A 17528-nucleotide genomic window follows, 5' to 3' on the forward strand; every position below is an offset into this window, starting at 1 on the left:
CAGGTTAGAGCTTAAAGCTGAAGCCCTAAAGCTGAAAGAGTAAATCCTTGATGCTTGCTTTTTGCCATTTACATAAAAACCCGGTTTGTAATTTTACAGTCCGGGTTTTTGTTTTTTGCAAAGGTCATCTCTAATAATTTGGTTTGGCAACGCCTGAATTATATCGAATTTTAGTCGTTTAGGCCGGCTCCGGGTTTTCCGGACTGCTGTAAGTGCATTGCTTGGAAACCGTTAATTTGATAAAAATCTAAATCTTCAAATTTAAAAACTATATTTGCCATACTCAAAGGGGTGCTTATTAACATTGCAATGTTTAGCAGTTAATAGGCTGAGATTACACCCATTTAAGAGGCTTGCGTTTAGGGATTAGGGTTTAGGTGCTCACTTACAACTCTTCCATCAAAAGTTCGCCACTTAATGCACCTGATTCGGATAATGCCGACGTAGGGAAGAGGTACATTACAATACTGTTTCGCCCCCAAAAGCAGTTTTCAATAATTTTTATCGGCCGAAAGGCACAAGCGTATTGTAGATGAATTTTCAAGAGTGGATCAGGCTTTTTCAGGAGCAGATTTTAAATACCCCATTAATTGAGTGGCTTGCGGTGGGCTTTGGGGTTTCAGAAGTTTTATTTGCCAAAAGGAACAGCATCTGGCTATATCCGACTGGAATTATTTCCATACTATTATCAATGTTTCTTTTGTTTAAAGTGAAACTTTATGCGGAGATGCTTCTGAGTATTTACTATTTAGTGATGAGTGTTTATGGCTGGGTAATTTGGAAAAAACGAAAACTCGACGGCGAGAATCAGGTATCGTGGAGTACAAACAGCGAATTGCTCATTGCCATTTTAATTTCTATAGTCGGATTTTTTGTTTTTTATTTTGTATTGAGAAACCATACCGACTCTGATGTTCCACTGTTTGACGCTTTTGTGTCATCCACTGCCTGGGCAGGAATGTGGCTTCTGGCGAAACGCAAAATAGAAAACTGGATTTTTCTCAACATTTCAAATATCGTGGCAATTCCTCTGCTATTTCATAAAAAATTGCCCTTAATGGCTTGTTTAACTACTTTCCTTTTTGTCGTGGCAATCTTCGGTTTTATCGAGTGGAAAAAGATCATCGGGAAAAGAAAATTGAGCGTGCTGTAAAACTTCAAGGTTACGCATTCTGAACCCGTTAAGTCATGTTACCTATTCAGTTTAAAAAAAGATTCATGCAAAATATATTAACACAAACCTGGCAAGAGAAAGTAAGCGCATTTTCAGCCCTGTCTGAAAAAATGGGCGAATTACATCCGGAAATTTTAGAACTTGCCTACGATGAAAACTGGTTTAAACTCTTTGTGCCTGAAATTTATGGCGGGCCTGGGAAAAAACTTCCAGAGATATTAAGACTTGAAGAAGAGCTCGCAAAGGCAGATGGAAGTCTGGGTTGGACCGTTACCTTGTGTGCTGGTGCTGCATGGTTTGCAGGTTTTTTAAATCCGGAATTGGCTAAAGAAATTTTTGCCGAAAGAACTGTTTGCTTTGCAGGTAGCGGCGCTGTGGGGGGTACGGCAAGAAACACATCAGATGGCTATGTGATTAATGGGCATTGGAAGTACGCCAGCGGCGCTTTGCATGCAACAATCTTCACGGCAAATTGCATTCTTCAAAATAACGATGGAACAGATGTTATGGATGAGTTAGGCAATCCGAAAGTATTATCATTTATTCTTAAAAAAGATGAAGTTAAAATTCTTTCTGGTTGGTCTTACTTTGGGTTAATTGCCACTGGGAGTCATGCCTTTGAGGTTAGTAACTTAGTTGTAGCTAAGAATAGAACGTTTGAAATTAACAACACCATTCAGGTTGCTGATAGTGGTTTCGACTATCCCTTTTTACAATTGGCCGAAACCACATTGGCAGTAAACAGTTTGGGTATGGCAAATCATTTTTTAAAGTTGACGGAAGAGTCGTTTTATAAGCGATCAGGTTTAAAAAGATACACAAATAAGCAGATCGAGTTTTTCAACTATGAACTAAACGAATGCAAAAATAACATCCAGCAATTAAGAAACAGCTTTTACAAGGCTTTTGACGAATCGTGGGATGAGTTAATTTCTAAGGGAAAAATTGATGAAGAAACATGCTCCGCTGTCAGTTTGATTAGCCGGAAATTGGCCCACGCTTGCAGGCAGTCTGCAGATACACTTTTTCCTTACTGCGGATTGGAAGCTGCAAAAAAGGAGTCGGAAATTAACAGGGTTTGGAGAGATATACACACTGCAAGTCAGCATGCACTTTTAACTTTTATCGAGTGATTCAAATATAACTAGCACTCAATTTATTGCTTTTCTTGCATTTTCGAGCATCATAACATACTTTTCCTGTTTTGCCGAAATGCCCGAATCTTGATAAACAATTTTCCCTTGGCTGTCGAAAAAGAAGAAAGCCGGGTATTCTATATTGGCCTTCTGTTCCATTATTTTTTGAAAGATATTGTTTGTAGAAGACGCATAATAGACATAAAATTCCTCTTTAACGGTCTTGAAGAATTTTTTTTCATAAAGTGCATCAACCCAAACGGGTTTTTACTTGCTCTATTCCCTGGCCATAGGTTGTGTAATAAAAGCAGCTAATAAGAAGTAGAATCGTTGTGAGTTTATTCATCGCGACTAAATCTTCCTCGCTTTCATCTTTTTTAATTCAACCTCCAGCGCATCGGTAGTTCTTCCCTCAGTCTTCGACTTTTTAATTGCATCTTCTTCGGTTTTAATTGCTTCTTCGAAAAACTTCATCCTGTAAAGAATATGTGCGAGCGTGTCGTAATAGCCACTCAAAGGATTAAGTTCTATCGAACGGCGGCTCCAAATCATTGCTTTGGTTAAGTAGTTAATATTGTCTGTACCAGTTAGGTAAAACTGCCATGCCGCGTTATTCAGTTCCATCGCGAAGCTGGTAGAAGTTGAACCCACTGCAGTAAGTGATTGAGTTATTTTAGCACCGCCAGGCAATTTCATAAGGCTATCCATCTTTTCTTTTGATAGCATGTTTGCTTTCGAAATCATTGTTGGCATATTTCGCTGTATAGAAGCTTCTCTGTCTTTAGCTTCAATCTTTTTAATGCTATCAGCGCCAATTTTCATGTAATATCTGTCGTAATGAAACATCGTTGTTCGCATATAATTAGCGCTGTCCTTTATGCCTAGATAGTAACGCATCATTTGACTATCGTAAGCCTTTCCACCACGGGTATAGTCGTCGTTCCATGTCCCTCTAGTAAAATTGGCTACCGAATAAGCCATCGCAATATTCTTTTTTTTAATGGCCTCGGTTATGGTATTGTTTATCATCTGGTTGTTAAAAGCCAAACGTTTCTGCAGCGGTTCCGTTTTATAAATACTATCGGTGATTTTCCGGTTCGTAAACGCCATTTTGTAGGCGTTCCCGTTAATATATGGGCCAGCTTCGAGGATGTATAGAACACTTTCATAATTATTGAAATCGCCTGGTTTAAGCGAATTTACATACTGCTCTATCAGATCTGCATTGGTATTTATTCCAGCCTTTTTCCTGGTATCAATCAGCTTTTTTAGAAGTACATAATCCTTTTCGTTTGCCAGATAATCTCTTTCCAGTTCAGAAAGTGATTTTTCTTTTTCTGCACTTAAAGCCATTTTAATCATTGAAAAGTATCGTTCTTTATTTCCAAAGTTCCCGAAGTCTTTATAAAATACGTCTTTGTTTGGGTGTAAAAAAACGTATGCGGGAAAGGTATTGACTGACGATCTCGATAAAACAGATCTTACGGAAGTGTCGCCTATTACTGTTTTATAGACAATAAAATTTTCGTTTATTTTTTTGATAACCTCCTTGTCGTCCAGCGCAGTGCTGAAATCTATTTTAACACCTTGAACAGTTACCGGACGTTGTATATTAGGTACAGTAACAATTAAAAGGATAGGCACATTTTTTTTAGATGCTAATTCGGCAGTTTTGGAAAACGAATTTTGACTATTTAATTTTTGCCCGAAAGTGCAAATGGTTGCAAGTGCAACAACGAAGGTGGTAAGAAGAAGGCTTTTCATGAGGAGGCTATAATTCGATGCGGTAAAAGTAAAGCCCGCAATTTAATTGCGGGCCTTAATATTATTGGTATTGAATGTAAATTGGTTTTGGCGTGAGCTTTAATAGCTCTTCAGGTGTCATCAATCTTTTTGGCTCTTTCTTTAAATCATTTTTATAAAACAATTTAAAGCCGGTAAACTGAACCGGTTCGCCGAAAATAAAGTGGCGATAGGTGCCCTTCTTTAATTCTGGTTCGCCCCATCCATCCATGTGCATTACTACCTGAACTTCAGGTCGCAATTTAATGCTCTGAGAATTTGTAACCATCTTTTTAGTAAAACGGTGTAAGGTGAAAACTTTTGGAGGCAGGTTGTACTTTTTAACAATGTCCGCTAAATAACCGGTTACGTAGTTAATGTCTGCTGCATCATATGTTCCGATTTTTTTTCCTGGCAGAGAGCCGTCTTTCATCGAAAACTCCGGGTCGATGCCGAGGTGTACATATGGCAATTCTAAATATTTTTCGATGTGAGGAAGTTCTGCTTTAATTGTACTTAGGGCAACTTGTAAATCCAAAAACACAATGGTATTTGGCTGCATTTTCGCAATTTTTAAAACAGAATCGATTTGTTTGTTGCCCATTCTGTTAATGTATTTTCCATCTTTACCCGCTGTACCACTAGCTACGGCAGCGATGTAATGTAAACCCGGCTGCACGGGAGTGGTTGGATCTGCTTTCTCCCAGCGTTTAACTTCTGCGTTTAAGCGTTGCCACATTTCTTTCGGTGCATATTCTCCTAAAGCGCCCATTTTCTTTGAATGGAGGTTACCATAATAAACAACAATTCGCTTAAAAGGTAAAATTGCGCCTGCTAATGGAATCGGCTGGTTTTTAACCGGCCATTTCCCGGTCGTGTCGCCATTGGCTAGTTTGCGTACAAGAGAATCGTACAATTTAGGATCAACGGGCTTCATTACATTAACAGTAGAATCTGTTTTCTTTTTACTACTGTCTGATGAGAACATTTTGCCAATGCCACCGCTTTTGCCATCCGAATTGCAGTTGGCGAATAAAGAGATTGCGGCAAAACCCAGGATAAGAGTGCCCGCTAATTGAGGAAATTTCATAGATATATTTATAGATAATTAATGTTTTTCAGGTTTTCCGAATCTGTTTGTGCATGAAAGTAGGATGGAAAACCGATAGTTCAAAATAAAGTAATCAACATTTACACATTACAGAATTTGCCGAAAACGCCCAATGGAAGTTTTACGCCTGCTGTGGCTTGAAGATATAATTCTCCGGTTTCTAAATTTTTAACTTCGGGGAATGATGTGCGAATTAAATTCTCTACAATTACGGAAGAAAATCCGAGCGAATATGTATTAAGAATCAAGAAATGTTCCTTTTCATCTAGCAATTGAACAACATCCTGCATCATTTCCTGAATGTGATCTTCAAGTTTCCACTTTTCTCCATTAGGGCCGTGGCCGTATGCCGGCGGATCCAGGATAATTCCATTGTACTTTTTGCCTCTTTTAAGTTCTTTTTTAACAAACTTCAACGCATCTTCAACCATCCAACGGGTGTTTTTTAAACCTGATAACTCCTGGTTTTCATTTGCCCAGGTTACAACCTGTTTTATCGAATCTACGTGAGTGGTTTCTGCGCCGGCAGCATTCGCAATTAATGATGCAGCACCTGTATAGGCAAAAAGATTTAATACCCGGGGTTGCGTAGTTTTAAATTTTTTAATCGATGATGATATAAAATCCCAGTTTACGGCCTGTTCAGGGAAAACCCCAACGTGTTTAAAAGAAGTTAAACCAAGACGAAGTTTTATAGCGACTTCATTATTTTTATATTCAACATGCCAACGATCGGGGATGGCAGGATTTTTTTTTACCCACTCGCCGGAAGTAGCAGAGCGGCCTCTGAAAGTTATGTTGGCAATTTTTTTCCATTCCTGTTCCGACATTGTTTTTTTCCAAACAGCCTGCGGTTCAGGTCTGATAAGGGTAACGTTGCCAAAACGTTCTAATTTTTCAAAATCTCCACAATCAATTAGTTCGTAATCTTTCCAATGTGTTGGAGCAAGTAATTGTATCATTTATTAAATATATAACTCGTCATTGCGAGGCACGAAGCAATCTTAAACCGATAGCTGTTGTATTATTTTTAAAATTTGTCTTTTGCGGCTTTCATGAAACGGCTCGCAAAAACAAAGTCGTTAAGTTCTTTAATTTCGGTGTGAGCTATTTCTTTATTGCTGCCTTCCCAAAATTTCTTGCCCTCGTGGAGAAATAAAATATAATCACCAATCCCCATTACCGAATTCATATCATGGGTAACAACAATCGTGGTGGTTTTATATTCCTCCGTTAATTCCTGAATCAGTTCGTCAATTACAATGGATGTTTTTGGGTCTAAGCCAGAATTTGGCTCATCACAAAACAGATACTTTGGATTCATTGAAATTGCACGGGCAATACCAACCCGTTTTTTCATCCCGCCAGATAATTCTGCCGGGAATAAATTGTTTTTACCTGCCAGGTTAACACGCTCAAGACAAAAATTTACCCGATCTATTTTTTCACTTCGGGTTTGATCGGTAAACATATTCAAAGGAAACATGATATTGTCCTGAACAGTCATACTATCAAAAAGTGCCGAACCCTGGAAAAGCATGCCGATTTCTTTACGAACTTCGATGCGTTGCTCATAGGTCATAGGGGTAAAATCGCGGCCATCATACAACACTGAACCCGAATCTGGTTGATGCAAACCAACCATACATTTAAGTAAGGTCGTTTTTCCTGAACCCGAACCTCCGATGATAAGATTTGTTACACCCTCTTCAAACTTTCCCGAAATGCCTTGTAAAACTTCGTTTCCGGAGAATGATTTATAAATATCTTTTATCTCTATCATTACAACAATAATTGGGTTACGATATAATCGCAAGCTAAAATAGAAATACAACTTATTACAACGGCTCTTGTACTTGCCTGCGATACTTCAAGGGCGCCTCCACGTACGTAGAAACCTTCATAAGCAGGTACTGATGTTATTATGAATCCAAAAACAAATGCCTTAACCAAGGCCACAACAATGGTGTATGGATTAAAATCGGTTGTAATACCCTGAAGATATTCAGCAGGCGTAACAGCTCCGGAAACAGAACCGCCAATATAACCACCAGAAATACTTAAAAACATTGATATAATAACCAGCATGGGAACCATGGTAATGCCGGAAATGATTTTTGGAAGAATTAAATAACCAGGTGCATTTATACCCATAATTTCCAAGGCATCGATTTGCTCGGTTACACGCATAGAACCTATTTCGGAAGAAATAGCGGAGCCGATTTTTCCGGCCAAAACAATCGCACTGATTGTGGGGCTCAGTTCCAGGATACTCGAATCCCTGTTAACAGAACCGATAATCGTTTTTGGAATGAAATCACTTACCAGCTGGAAAGCAATTTGCAGGGTCATAACCGCACCGATAAATGTTGAAATGATGGCGATTAGTCCCAGAGAACCAACACCAACATAATCCATTTGCTTGGCTATTTCCTTTAAATATATCTTCAGTTTTTCCGGCTTTCTGAATACAGATTTGAGTAGCAGTATGTACCTGCCGAAATTCGTAAAATTCATTCCGTATGTGTTGCTTAATTTAAATGTTAATTTATAATACTACAAAGAAACGATAAAAAAGTTGTAGGGCTTTGTTAATTGCAAAAATATTCGTGGTTTTAAATATAAATATGGTTTTTTGCTTACAAAAATTAAACCATAAAAGCATGAAAGCAGTTATAACCGGGGCTACAAAGGGAATAGGTAGGGCAGTTGCAATTAAGTTATGGCAAGAGGGCTACGACTTAGTACTCACAGCCAGAAACATCAGTGAACTGGAGCGGCTTAAAGCGGAATTGTTAACACCCGGCAGACAAATTTTAATTTATTCTACCGATGCTGGTGTTAAGGAAAGCATATACGGTTTTTTAGATGCTGCCGGGCAGGACGTTGGCTTTGCAGACGTTTTGGTTAACAACGTAGGCGCTTTTTTGCCTGGCAGTATGCTCGATGAAGACGACGAAGTTTTCGAAAAACAGCAGAATATTAACGTCAATGCAGCTTATTATATCTCTAAGTTTTTTGGAAAAAAAATGCGTTCAGAACGTCGTGGTCATATTTTTAACATTTGTTCGGTAGCCAGTAAGGCACCTGTAAAAAATGGTGGAAGTTATAGTGTAACAAAAGCAGCGATGTTTAGTCTTAATCATGTATTGCGGCAAGAATTAGCGCCACACAATGTTAAAGTAACTGCTTTTTTGCCGGGTTCAACCAAAACTTCATCCTGGGAAGGGACAACAATTCCTGATGAAAAATTCGTTCAACCCGAAGATATTGCAGAAACTTTGTTCACCATTTTAAACTTAAGTAAAGGGGTAAATGTTGATGAAGTGCTAATTACTCCGCTTGATTTTTAAACACAAAATGAACAGCGTTATGGAAAAGAAGCTTTTTAGAAACGAACACGATAAGATGATTGCCGGTGTAGCTTCAGGTCTTGCAGAATACATGCAGGTAGAGGTAACCATAGTTAGATTATTGTTTGCATTATCTACCATTTTTATGGCAGGTGGAGGCCTTATAGCCTATATTATCATGTGGATTATCGTTCCGGTTAATAATGATCCGGCAGCAAAATTCTCAAAGTTTAACGATTATTTTAATAAGAATAATCCAAATGCGGCTCCGTTTGGGCAGCCGGATTCATTCGCCGGCGCTGCGGGTATGGGCAACACAAACTGGACACAGCCAGTAAACGATGCTCAAAAAACCCCCTTCGAAACGCAGGCAGATTTTGGAAAGTTTAACAAGCCGAACGATACCGGCAGAACCATTGGAGGCTTATTGCTGCTCGTAATTGGTTGTTTTTTCCTGATGCGTGAATTTGACTTCATTCCCGATTGGTTCAGACTTAGAAATTTCTGGCCTGTAATTTTTATCGTGCTTGGAATAAGCATTATCGCAAAATCAAGAAGAAAAAATGAATGGGCTGCGTTTCAAAACCAGCAACAAGCGGCAGAAGAACCGAAAACCGAAACCGTTACCGACGCGGTAATTGTTGAGGAAACCAAAGGCGAAAACAATTCAACACCTAACAACCCTCAAGTATAAACATTATGAAATTAGATAGATTAATTTGGGGTATTTTACTGCTTTTTGTAGGCGGTGTACTCTTACTGGAAAACTTTGGCGTAATCGAATTTTACTGGCGAAATGTATGGCATTTCTGGCCTGTATTTCTAATCATTGCAGGGGTAAACATATTGTTCAACAAAAACAACTCGCAAACCGGTAGTATGATCTCCATTGCTGTGTTGGTTTTAACTCTTGGTTTCCTGTTCTTTAAAGGCCAGCAAGAACCAGACAGAAGCTCATGGTGGGGCCATAATTTTAAAAAAGATATCGATGTAAACATTGATGATAATGATAACAACGATGATAATGATAATAACGACAAAGCTTACAAGCAGTTAAATTTATCTGAACCTTTTGCCGCAGTTGATAGTTCAAAGAAAGCAGTGTTAAATATTTCCGGTGGAGGTATTTCCTTCAACCTGGACGGCGAAACAACCGATTTAATTAAAGCAGACGTTAAGAAGAGGCACGGAGATTTCTCGTTAACGAAACAAACTACTGATACCGCTACATTGCTTACCTTTAAAATGGGCGATAAAAAGAACAAATGGAATTTTGGTGATGGCGGTAATGATGTAGATTTTAAACTTAACAAATCACCAAACTGGGATATAATTATGAAACTTGGTGCTGGTGAAGCCGACTTCAATTTCGAAGATTATAAAGTGCGGACTTTCCGTTTCGATGGCGGTGCCGCATCTTTAGATATAAAAGTTGGTAATTTGTTGCCAATTACCGATGTAATTGTGAAATCTGGTGTAGCCGACGTTAAAATTAAAGTTCCAACAACCTCCGGTTGCAGAATCAAAACTAAAACCGGTTTATCAGCCAAAGATTTTGAAGGTTTCGAGAAGCTAAGCGACGGTGTTTATGAAACATCAAACTATAAATCTTCAACAAAAAAAATCTTCATTAATTTAGATGGCGGATTGAGTAACTTTGAGGTGTCAAGGTATTAGAAAGCAAAAAGGTAAAAGCTTAAAGACTAAAGCTGCAGTACCTTTAAATCTTAAATTCAATGAATCCTGAGTACACAGTCGTAATTAATGGTAAGCCGCAAGGTCCGTACACATTATCCCAGCTTAGTGGCTTAAATATTACCCCCAATACATTTGTTCGTAAGCCAGGAATGGACGATTATAAAGAAGCTCATGCGATCGAAGAATTGCGTGAGCTTCTTGGTTTTAGCCATCAAAAAACTGCGCCTCAGTATTTCGCGGCTTTCGATTTGAGGCTGCTTGCATCGGTTATCGACCACTTTTTAATCTTCGTAATTTATTGCCTCGCTATCCTCATCAGTTTTATTTTTGTAGATGGAAAAGACCAGCGCATTATGGCATTCCTGGTTCCGCTGCCATCAATTTTTATGATAAAGTTAATTTACGGCAGTTTTGCAGAAGCCTCAAAAAGGCAAGCAACTATTGGAAAGCGATTGGTGAATATAAAAGTAACTGATCTGGAAGGTACGAGGGTTTCTATTGGTCGCTCGTTAATTCGAAACCTGTCAAAAATATTATCTGTTATTCCTGCTTTCTTCGGTTACTTTTATAGCTTTCTAAATAAAAGAAATCAGTGCTGGCACGATGTGGCCGCCGATACCTTAGTTATCAAAGACAGGTTGATATAGATTTTAAGTCATTCTCTCATCCAAAATTCTCTCATTCAAAATTCTATCTATATCTTTGCAACTGCATGGAAAATATATCGGTAAAAGATGGTTTAGCGGGTGGTTATTGTAATAGTTTAACTACTTATTCAAGGTTTTTAACCCGCGAAGTAAAGATTGGAGATATCGCTTTAGGCGGCAACAATCCAATCCGTATACAGTCGATGACCACAACCGATACCATGGATACCATAGGGACTGTTGAGCAAACCATTCGGATGGTAGAATCTGGTAGCGAATACGTTCGTATCACTGCGCCTAGTATTAAAGAGGCCGAAAACCTAGCCAATATTAAAAAAGAACTGCGTTATCGCGGATATGATGTGCCGCTCATCGCCGACATTCATTTTACACCGAATGCAGCTGAAATGGCAGCCAGGATTGTTGAAAAGGTGCGTGTAAATCCAGGGAATTACGCGGATAAGAAAAAGTTCGAAAATTTAGAATACACACAGGCAGCTTATACGGCGGAGTTGGAACGAATCAACAAAAAATTCATTCCGCTAATAAAAATTTGTAAAGAGTACGGTACCGCAATGCGTATCGGCACCAATCATGGCTCACTTTCCGACAGAATTATGAGCCACTATGGCGACACGCCTCGAGGCATGGTTGAATCTGCTATGGAATTTATCCGCATGTGCGAGGCCGAAAACTATTTCAATCTGGTTATTTCCATGAAAGCCAGCAATACCCAGGTTATGGTTCAGGCCTATCGCTTACTCGTTGAAACGATGGTTAAAGAAGGAATGAACTACCCTTTGCACCTGGGGGTTACGGAGGCGGGAGATGGTGAAGACGGCCGCATAAAATCTGCAGTTGGTATAGGCACATTGCTTGAAGATGGTTTAGGTGATACCATTCGTGTGTCGTTAACTGAAGACCCGGAATTTGAAGCGCCTGTTGCAAAAGCATTAGCTGATAGATATTCTTCAAGACGTGCTACCCCGGAGACTGGAAATCAAGGCTTTGCCAATGCGCCGGAACCTGAAACTTTAAACCACGAACCGCAAACCTATTCTCCATATTCTTATTCAAGGAGAATCACCGAACCTGTTCAGCACATTGGCGGTCATCATCACCCTGTGGTTATGATTGATGTTTCAAAGGAAAACCTGAAGGACCCATATTTTTTAAACGCTGTTGGCTACAATTACAGTGCTGGCTTAGATAAATATAATCTGGCGGATCAGGCTTGCGATTTAGTTTTTCTTGGAGATAACCTGCCTTCGTTCTCTTTTCCGGGAAACCTAAAACAAATCTATAATTACAGAACCTGGCTGGCATTAAGGGATAAGAATAATTGTCACCCTTTGTTTACTTTGGATGAATTTAATGATGCAGCAATTAAAGATGAGCATTTAAATTTTGTCGAAATCGATTCATCAAGTTTTAGTCATCTGTCTCTACACCAATTAAGTAACGTGGTTTTTATCTTGAAAACAAACGCAAACCATGGAATGGCAGAACAAAGAGCGTTGTTTGTTGCTTTACAGCAGAAAAACATTCAAACCCCGGTAATTATTAAAAGAAGTTACGACAGTTTAGCGGCAGATAATTTGATGCTTTATGCTGCAACTGATTTGGGCGCTTTACTAACGGATGGTTTCGGCGATGGTGTTTGGATTGATGCCGAAGGACAGAATTTGGCGCTGCTCAATGCAACGAGTTTTGGCATTTTGCAGGCAACCAGAACCAGAATAAGCAAAACAGAATACATTTCCTGCCCAAGTTGTGGGCGAACGCTTTTCGATTTACAGGAAACTACACAACTGATTCGTTCGCGAACTGACCATTTAAAAGGGCTGAAAATTGGCATTATGGGCTGTATCGTTAACGGTCCTGGAGAAATGGCTGATGCAGATTATGGATATGTTGGCACCGGCCCTGATAAAATTACGCTTTACCGCGGACAGGAAGTTGTTAAGAAAAACGTGAATACTGCTTTTGCGCTTGATGAACTGATTGATATCATCAAGGGTGATGGAAACTGGATAGAGAAAGCTTAGTTCGGATGCGCAACGTTTAAACGCGTAAGTTTGCTTCCCGATTTACAGAATATCAAAAAGAAATCTTCGTTCGGCTTCAAAACCTGGAGATGAGTTGTCTGCAGAAACTGCTAAACGCTTCGAAAAAAAAAATTGCCCGGCAATTTCTTTATCTAAAATTTCTAATCAATAAACTTATATTGCTCCATGAACATTCCTGAGTTTCACACCATATTTACAGGGCTCAGAAACTGGCTGATGAATGAAGGCCTGTCTGACGGAGATTTAACCTACGCTTACTTTTTTATTGGCTTAATTGGGGTTACGCTATTTCTGTTTATCACTATCTTTTTAACCCGCCAGGTTTTTATCGCAGTAATAAAAAGTGCAAAAACAAAATCCAATTGGCAACAGGCCCTTTTCGAATTCAGGGTTTTCAGGGCCTTTGCTTTAATTTTCGGAGCTTATATCATTTATAATGCTGTTCCATTTGTTTTCATTGATTTTAAAAGCTGGCTTTTTTACGCCTTAATTATTGCCAAAATATACATTGTACTCGCAGTAATGTTTGCTGTAAATGCGTTTCTTAATGCGGTGGTTTCCATCATGGAATCATCCCGAAAATATGCCGATAAACCCATAAGAAGCTATAAGCAGGTTGCAAAGATCGTTTTTTATATTGTTGGTTTCGTACTTATTTTATCGATTATTTTGAATGAATCCCCCCTGTATATTTTTGGCGGCTTTGGTGCGGTAACGGCGGTTTTTATCCTCGTTTTTCGCGATCCTATTTTGGGTTTTGTAGCGTCAGTGCAAATGAGTGCCATTGATTTGGTTCGGGTGGGCGACTGGATTACGGTAGAAAAATATGGCGCAGATGGCGAGGTAACCGAGATTAACCTAACGACCATAAAAGTTCGTAACTGGGATAAGACGGTAACAATTGTGCCAAGTTATGCTATTGTAAGCGAATCGTTTAAGAACTGGCGGGCCATGGAAGAAAGTGAAGGCAGACGAATTAAAAGGCACATTAACATCAAAATTTCGAGCATTAAATTTTGTGATGAAGACCTAATTAATCGTTTAAAAAGCATCGATTTTTTAAAGGATTACCTTGCGGAAACTCAACTCCAGATTGAAATGTTCAATGCCGAAAACACGGTAAATCCTAATAATTTAGTCAACGGAAGGCATATTACAAATATTGGAACGTTTAGGGTTTACGCTGAAAAATACCTCGAAAGTAATCCATATATCAATACTGATTTAACATTCATGGTTCGGCAGTTGCAAGCCACAGAGAATGGTTTGCCGATTGAGATTTATGTTTTTTCAAAAGAAAAAGCCCTTAAGAAATTTGAGGAAGTTGCAGCAGATATTTTCGACCACTTACTCGCTGCGGTTCCATATTTTGATTTGGAAATTTTTCAAAGTCCTAGCGGGAGTGATATGCGGGGTTTTGTTGGAAGAGGTAATGATTAAGCCGGAATTAGTAAATTTTTAACCTAGTAATAATGCACTCAATTTAATTTTTAATTAGATTGTTCTCTCCATGCGAAAATAAATACCAATGATTACTCTGCTAAAAAGGTTAAACACTTTTCACACACTTTAAACAGTAATGGTGGCAAGGTTTCATTTTCGTAAGGGTGCGATGCACCATACACGTGATTTGCACCTTCTATTTTTATAAGCCTGCTGTTTGGGTTGGAATCAGCAAGTTTCTGTGCATTTTCGAAAGGGACATTAACATCATCATCACCATGAACAATTAACCATGGAATATTGATGCGCTTCGCAGCCTCTATTATGTTTAATGTTTCTGCGTGCTCTTCTAAATCCTCAAGAAGGCTAACATTTAAAGGCATCTGTTCCTTAGTCCGGGCATTAACAACGAAAATTTTGCCCGTTTTCTTCCACTCCGCTTCCTCTTCTTTTTTCCAAAGGCTGTTAAAGGCAGCCACCGCACTCCAGCTAATCAATTTGTTAACTCTTAAATCGTTAGCTGCAGCAATAATTGCTAGTCCACCACCGCGACTATGTCCTATAATATTAACCTCGGTTGAACGTCCGTATGCTTTTTCGATGTAATCCAACACGGCATTAATATCAAATAGCTCTTTCGATACCGTGTTGTTTGCGAAAGTTTCCAAATCTGTAACGTCACTTGGATTTTCGGTAGGAACACCGCTATGAGATAAGTTAAATTTGATGTATCGATAGCCGTTTGCAGCAAAATACCTGGCGACCAGATTGTGTGCTCCCCAGTCTTTAAAACCCTTAAAGCCATGGATAAAAAGTACAACCGGTGTGTTTGGATTTTTGTCTTCGAAAGTAACATCCCCGATGATTAGTTTTCCATCAGAACCGATCAGGCTGAAATCTTGCTTTGTAATCATAGCATTTTAACAAAGTTGAATGGTATAGTGTTTGTTTTTACTTCTAAAAACAATTAAAATGTCGATAGAAAACGAAAACCCAAAGCAAGAATCAGAAAACGGATTTTTTGATAACTTAAGTGATAAATTAAACGAATTTAAAGAAAAGGCTGAAGATACTTTGGAAAATCTACAGCATAAAGCCGCTGATGTTTGGGAAGATACCAAAGAAAAAGCAACAGAATTAAAAGAATCGGCCGAGGCAAAATGGGAAGATTTGACCTCAGATGAGGAAAAAAAAGACTAGGTTTCCCCAGCAAATAGATGGGTTGCTCTGCTCATCTATTTGTTATAATAATAAAATGCCCAATAAATTAAAAGCGCCTGCAAGGGCAATCTCGCCCAGGCAATAATAGGCGTTACCAAAATTTTACCAAGCATAAACGGCGCCTTCTGTATCATGTACATGTGGACAGGAAGAAAGGAAATTAACATAACAATTAAGAGTATTGCAGCCAGTTTTCTCACGCCGGAAAAAAGCAATAAAACGCCTAAGCCTATCTCAATTATTCCCGATAAGTAAATTAATAATGAATGCGCAGGCAACCATTCTGGCATTATTGCGTAATATACATCAGTTGATATAAAATGATTTAATCCCGCCAGAACGTAAAGAAGGGCATAAATCCATAAGAAAAGTTTGAAAGTGAATGTGCGATTGTCAGTTTGATGCATTTATTTAAAACCGTTCTAAATTGATGTAAATTACAGATTAATGACGGTGACATGCACCAACCATGTTACTTTTGTATCCCGACAATAGTTAATAACGGAAGCAATTGGAATATTTAAAAGTAATAGCTTTTACGCATCACCACATCGACCTGAAATCTTTAGGGAAATTAGTAATTTGTGACCAGAGTTTAGACAGCAGGTTGAAAAATCTTCAGGCTGAACTTCCCGTTAGCGAAATTTTCTATATTGGAACTTGTAACCGTGTTGAGTTTGTTTTCCTTACCAAAGAAAAAACAGACAAAGAATTTGTTACCCGATTTTTGACCGTTTTAGATATGGGTTTACCTCCGGAATTTATGGAGCGTTTTCTTGATAATGTTACGGTTTTTGAAAATGAAGAGGCTTTTAATCACCTTTTGAGAACTTCCTGCTCTTTAGAAAGTTTAGTTGTTGGCGAAAAAGAAATCCTTGCACAAATTCGCAAAGCATATGAAAATTGCCGCGACGCCGGTTTTACTGGCGATTACATGCGGATGATTATGGACAGGGTTGTAAAAACCGCAAAGGAGGTTTACACCCATACCAATATTTCTAAAAATCCGGTATCGGTAGTTTCGTTGGCCTATCGCAAGCTTAAAGAATTAAATATGTGTGGCAATTCCCGTGTGCTTATTATTGGCGCCGGCGATACCAATCAAAACATTGCTAAATACCTTAACAAGCATAAATATTCCAACTTTTCAATTTTCAACCGCACCCTTTCTAAAGCCGAAACTTTGGCTCAGGAGCTAAATGGAAGAGCTTTTAGTTTAGAAAGTTTAGAAACTTACACAGAAGGTTTCGATGTGATTATTACCTGTACAGGTTCTACAGAAGCCATTATTAACGAAGAACTTTATGCCAGGTTGCTTAACGGCGATACCGGAAAAAAGGTAATTGTTGATTTGGCGATTCCGAATGATGTTGCACCGGCGGTGATTCATAATAATCCGATTCATTACATTGAAGTGGAATCTTTGAAAGAAGTAGCCCGTAAAAATATCCAGGAACGCTACAATGAATTGGTACACGCTGAAGAAATTATCAGCAACAACATCACTGAATTTTTCACGGTTTTAAAACAGCGTCGTATCGAGTTAGCGATGCAGGAAGTTCCCCGCAAAATTAAGGAAATTAAGCATACGGCATTGAATGGTGTTTTCGCAGAGGAAATTAGTCAAATGGACGATGCTTCCCGCGAGGTTCTGGAACGTGTGATGAATTACATGGAAAAGAAATACATCAGCGTTCCAATGATTATGGCTAAGGAAATTCTGGTTAAAGAATCTTAGTTAATTTTTCACCCTTCGGGCTACGAAACGGTCTGAATTCCACCGGATTTTTTTCGCAATGGCAAATTTAAATAGATAAGTTATCTATATTTTTTTCTACCATCCATTTAACCTAATCAACATTTTGCTGGTATTGCGCTCTAAGCCAGATTGTTT

General features: G+C 38.7%; 18 protein-coding genes. 10 read left to right on the top strand and 8 right to left on the bottom strand.

Going from position 1 to position 17528, the window contains the following annotated elements:
• The first annotated feature begins 532 nt into the window (after positions 1-532).
• Together pnuC and ASG14_RS05325 are read left to right on the top strand one after the other, a co-directional pair.
• Positions 533-1153 carry a nicotinamide riboside transporter PnuC gene (pnuC, locus tag ASG14_RS05320; RefSeq protein WP_056869955.1) on the top strand — a complete coding sequence of 207 codons (621 nt, stop codon included), beginning with the start codon at positions 533-535 and terminating at the stop codon, positions 1151-1153.
• A gap of 65 nt (positions 1154-1218) precedes the next feature.
• Complete coding sequence (locus tag ASG14_RS05325) at positions 1219-2307, top strand: acyl-CoA dehydrogenase family protein (protein WP_056869956.1); 1089 nt, start codon at positions 1219-1221, stop codon at positions 2305-2307.
• Between the two features lie 18 nt (positions 2308-2325).
• Here the strand turns inward: ASG14_RS05325 and ASG14_RS20205 are convergent, their stop codons facing one another.
• The 6 genes from ASG14_RS20205 to ASG14_RS05350 form a co-directional block, all read right to left on the bottom strand.
• Positions 2326-2469, bottom strand: a complete 144-nt coding sequence (locus tag ASG14_RS20205) for a hypothetical protein (RefSeq protein WP_157274843.1) — start codon at positions 2467-2469, stop codon at positions 2326-2328.
• A gap of 192 nt (positions 2470-2661) precedes the next feature.
• Positions 2662-4074: a hypothetical protein gene (locus tag ASG14_RS05330; protein WP_056869957.1), complete on the bottom strand. Its 1413-nt coding sequence runs from the start codon at positions 4072-4074 to the stop codon at positions 2662-2664.
• A 61-nt stretch (positions 4075-4135) separates the two neighbouring features.
• A complete protein-coding gene (locus ASG14_RS05335; RefSeq protein WP_056869958.1) occupies positions 4136-5182 on the bottom strand; it encodes a hypothetical protein in 1047 nt (348 codons plus the stop codon).
• Positions 5183-5283: 101 nt separating this feature from the next.
• The gene (locus ASG14_RS05340; RefSeq protein ID WP_056869959.1) at positions 5284-6165 is read right to left on the bottom strand and encodes a class I SAM-dependent methyltransferase; all 882 of its coding nucleotides are present in this window, start codon (positions 6163-6165) and stop codon (positions 5284-5286) included.
• A 68-nt stretch (positions 6166-6233) separates the two neighbouring features.
• Positions 6234-6986 (bottom strand): ABC transporter ATP-binding protein, encoded by a 753-nt coding sequence (locus ASG14_RS05345; protein ID WP_056869960.1) that lies wholly within the window; start codon positions 6984-6986, stop codon positions 6234-6236.
• Positions 6986-7720, bottom strand: coding sequence for an ABC transporter permease (locus ASG14_RS05350; protein WP_056869961.1), 735 nt, complete (start codon positions 7718-7720; stop codon positions 6986-6988). The genes ASG14_RS05345 and ASG14_RS05350 overlap by 1 nt, the downstream gene beginning before the upstream one ends.
• A 146-nt stretch (positions 7721-7866) precedes the next feature.
• Here ASG14_RS05350 and ASG14_RS05355 point away from each other — a divergent pair, with 146 nt between their 5' ends.
• The 6 genes from ASG14_RS05355 (at position 7867) to ASG14_RS05380 (ending at position 14410) form a co-directional block, all read left to right on the top strand.
• A complete protein-coding gene (locus ASG14_RS05355; protein WP_056870252.1) occupies positions 7867-8556 on the top strand; it encodes an SDR family oxidoreductase in 690 nt (229 codons plus the stop codon).
• Positions 8557-8575: 19 nt separating this feature from the next.
• On the top strand, positions 8576-9250 hold the full coding sequence (locus ASG14_RS05360) for a PspC domain-containing protein (RefSeq protein ID WP_162238712.1): 675 nt from the start codon (positions 8576-8578) through the stop codon (positions 9248-9250).
• 5 nt (positions 9251-9255) lie between these two features.
• Positions 9256-10233 carry a LiaI-LiaF-like domain-containing protein gene (locus ASG14_RS05365; protein ID WP_056869963.1) on the top strand — a complete coding sequence of 326 codons (978 nt, stop codon included), beginning with the start codon at positions 9256-9258 and terminating at the stop codon, positions 10231-10233.
• A 59-nt stretch (positions 10234-10292) separates the two neighbouring features.
• Entirely contained in the window at positions 10293-10901 is a 609-nt protein-coding gene (locus ASG14_RS05370) for an RDD family protein (protein ID WP_056869964.1), read from the top strand.
• 65 nt (positions 10902-10966) lie between these two features.
• On the top strand, positions 10967-12949 hold the full coding sequence (ispG, locus tag ASG14_RS05375; RefSeq protein WP_056869965.1) for a (E)-4-hydroxy-3-methylbut-2-enyl-diphosphate synthase: 1983 nt from the start codon (positions 10967-10969) through the stop codon (positions 12947-12949).
• 186 nt (positions 12950-13135) lie between these two features.
• Positions 13136-14410, top strand: a complete 1275-nt coding sequence (locus tag ASG14_RS05380) for a mechanosensitive ion channel family protein (protein ID WP_056869966.1) — start codon at positions 13136-13138, stop codon at positions 14408-14410.
• Positions 14411-14502: 92 nt separating this feature from the next.
• On the opposite strand, the gene ASG14_RS05385 is transcribed toward ASG14_RS05380, so the two are convergent.
• Positions 14503-15327: a S9 family peptidase gene (locus ASG14_RS05385; protein WP_056869967.1), complete on the bottom strand. Its 825-nt coding sequence runs from the start codon at positions 15325-15327 to the stop codon at positions 14503-14505.
• Positions 15328-15385: 58 nt separating this feature from the next.
• Here ASG14_RS05385 and ASG14_RS05390 point away from each other — a divergent pair, with 58 nt between their 5' ends.
• On the top strand, positions 15386-15613 hold the full coding sequence (locus ASG14_RS05390) for a YtxH domain-containing protein (RefSeq protein WP_056869968.1): 228 nt from the start codon (positions 15386-15388) through the stop codon (positions 15611-15613).
• 35 nt (positions 15614-15648) lie between these two features.
• Here the strand turns inward: ASG14_RS05390 and ASG14_RS05395 are convergent, their stop codons facing one another.
• Positions 15649-16041, bottom strand: coding sequence for a DoxX family protein (locus tag ASG14_RS05395; RefSeq protein ID WP_056869969.1), 393 nt, complete (start codon positions 16039-16041; stop codon positions 15649-15651).
• Between the two features lie 104 nt (positions 16042-16145).
• Between ASG14_RS05395 and hemA the strand changes: the two genes are divergently transcribed.
• Positions 16146-17372 carry a glutamyl-tRNA reductase gene (hemA, locus tag ASG14_RS05400; protein ID WP_056869970.1) on the top strand — a complete coding sequence of 409 codons (1227 nt, stop codon included), beginning with the start codon at positions 16146-16148 and terminating at the stop codon, positions 17370-17372.
• Positions 17373-17528: the final 156 nt, after the last annotated feature.

Source organism: Pedobacter sp. Leaf194 (assembly GCF_001423945.1).
Lineage (GTDB): Bacteria > Bacteroidota > Bacteroidia > Sphingobacteriales > Sphingobacteriaceae > Pedobacter.

Coding starts and splice junctions, on each gene's coding strand:
- ASG14_RS20205 (WP_157274843.1), bottom strand. CDS start 2,469: ATGGAACAGAAGGCCAATATAGAATACCCGGCTTTCTTCTTTTTCGAC.
- ASG14_RS05355 (WP_056870252.1), top strand. CDS start 7,867: ATGAAAGCAGTTATAACCGGGGCTACAAAGGGAATAGGTAGGGCAGTT.
- ASG14_RS05370 (WP_056869964.1), top strand. CDS start 10,293: ATGAATCCTGAGTACACAGTCGTAATTAATGGTAAGCCGCAAGGTCCG.
- ASG14_RS05380 (WP_056869966.1), top strand. CDS start 13,136: ATGAACATTCCTGAGTTTCACACCATATTTACAGGGCTCAGAAACTGG.
- ASG14_RS05325 (WP_056869956.1), top strand. CDS start 1,219: ATGCAAAATATATTAACACAAACCTGGCAAGAGAAAGTAAGCGCATTT.
- ASG14_RS05350 (WP_056869961.1), bottom strand. CDS start 7,720: ATGAATTTTACGAATTTCGGCAGGTACATACTGCTACTCAAATCTGTA.
- ASG14_RS05360 (WP_162238712.1), top strand. CDS start 8,576: ATGGAAAAGAAGCTTTTTAGAAACGAACACGATAAGATGATTGCCGGT.
- ispG (WP_056869965.1), top strand. CDS start 10,967: ATGGAAAATATATCGGTAAAAGATGGTTTAGCGGGTGGTTATTGTAAT.
- ASG14_RS05365 (WP_056869963.1), top strand. CDS start 9,256: ATGAAATTAGATAGATTAATTTGGGGTATTTTACTGCTTTTTGTAGGC.
- ASG14_RS05330 (WP_056869957.1), bottom strand. CDS start 4,074: ATGAAAAGCCTTCTTCTTACCACCTTCGTTGTTGCACTTGCAACCATT.
- ASG14_RS05340 (WP_056869959.1), bottom strand. CDS start 6,165: ATGATACAATTACTTGCTCCAACACATTGGAAAGATTACGAACTAATT.
- ASG14_RS05335 (WP_056869958.1), bottom strand. CDS start 5,182: ATGAAATTTCCTCAATTAGCGGGCACTCTTATCCTGGGTTTTGCCGCA.
- ASG14_RS05345 (WP_056869960.1), bottom strand. CDS start 6,986: ATGATAGAGATAAAAGATATTTATAAATCATTCTCCGGAAACGAAGTT.
- ASG14_RS05385 (WP_056869967.1), bottom strand. CDS start 15,327: ATGATTACAAAGCAAGATTTCAGCCTGATCGGTTCTGATGGAAAACTA.
- ASG14_RS05390 (WP_056869968.1), top strand. CDS start 15,386: ATGTCGATAGAAAACGAAAACCCAAAGCAAGAATCAGAAAACGGATTT.
- ASG14_RS05395 (WP_056869969.1), bottom strand. CDS start 16,041: ATGCATCAAACTGACAATCGCACATTCACTTTCAAACTTTTCTTATGG.
- pnuC (WP_056869955.1), top strand. CDS start 533: ATGAATTTTCAAGAGTGGATCAGGCTTTTTCAGGAGCAGATTTTAAAT.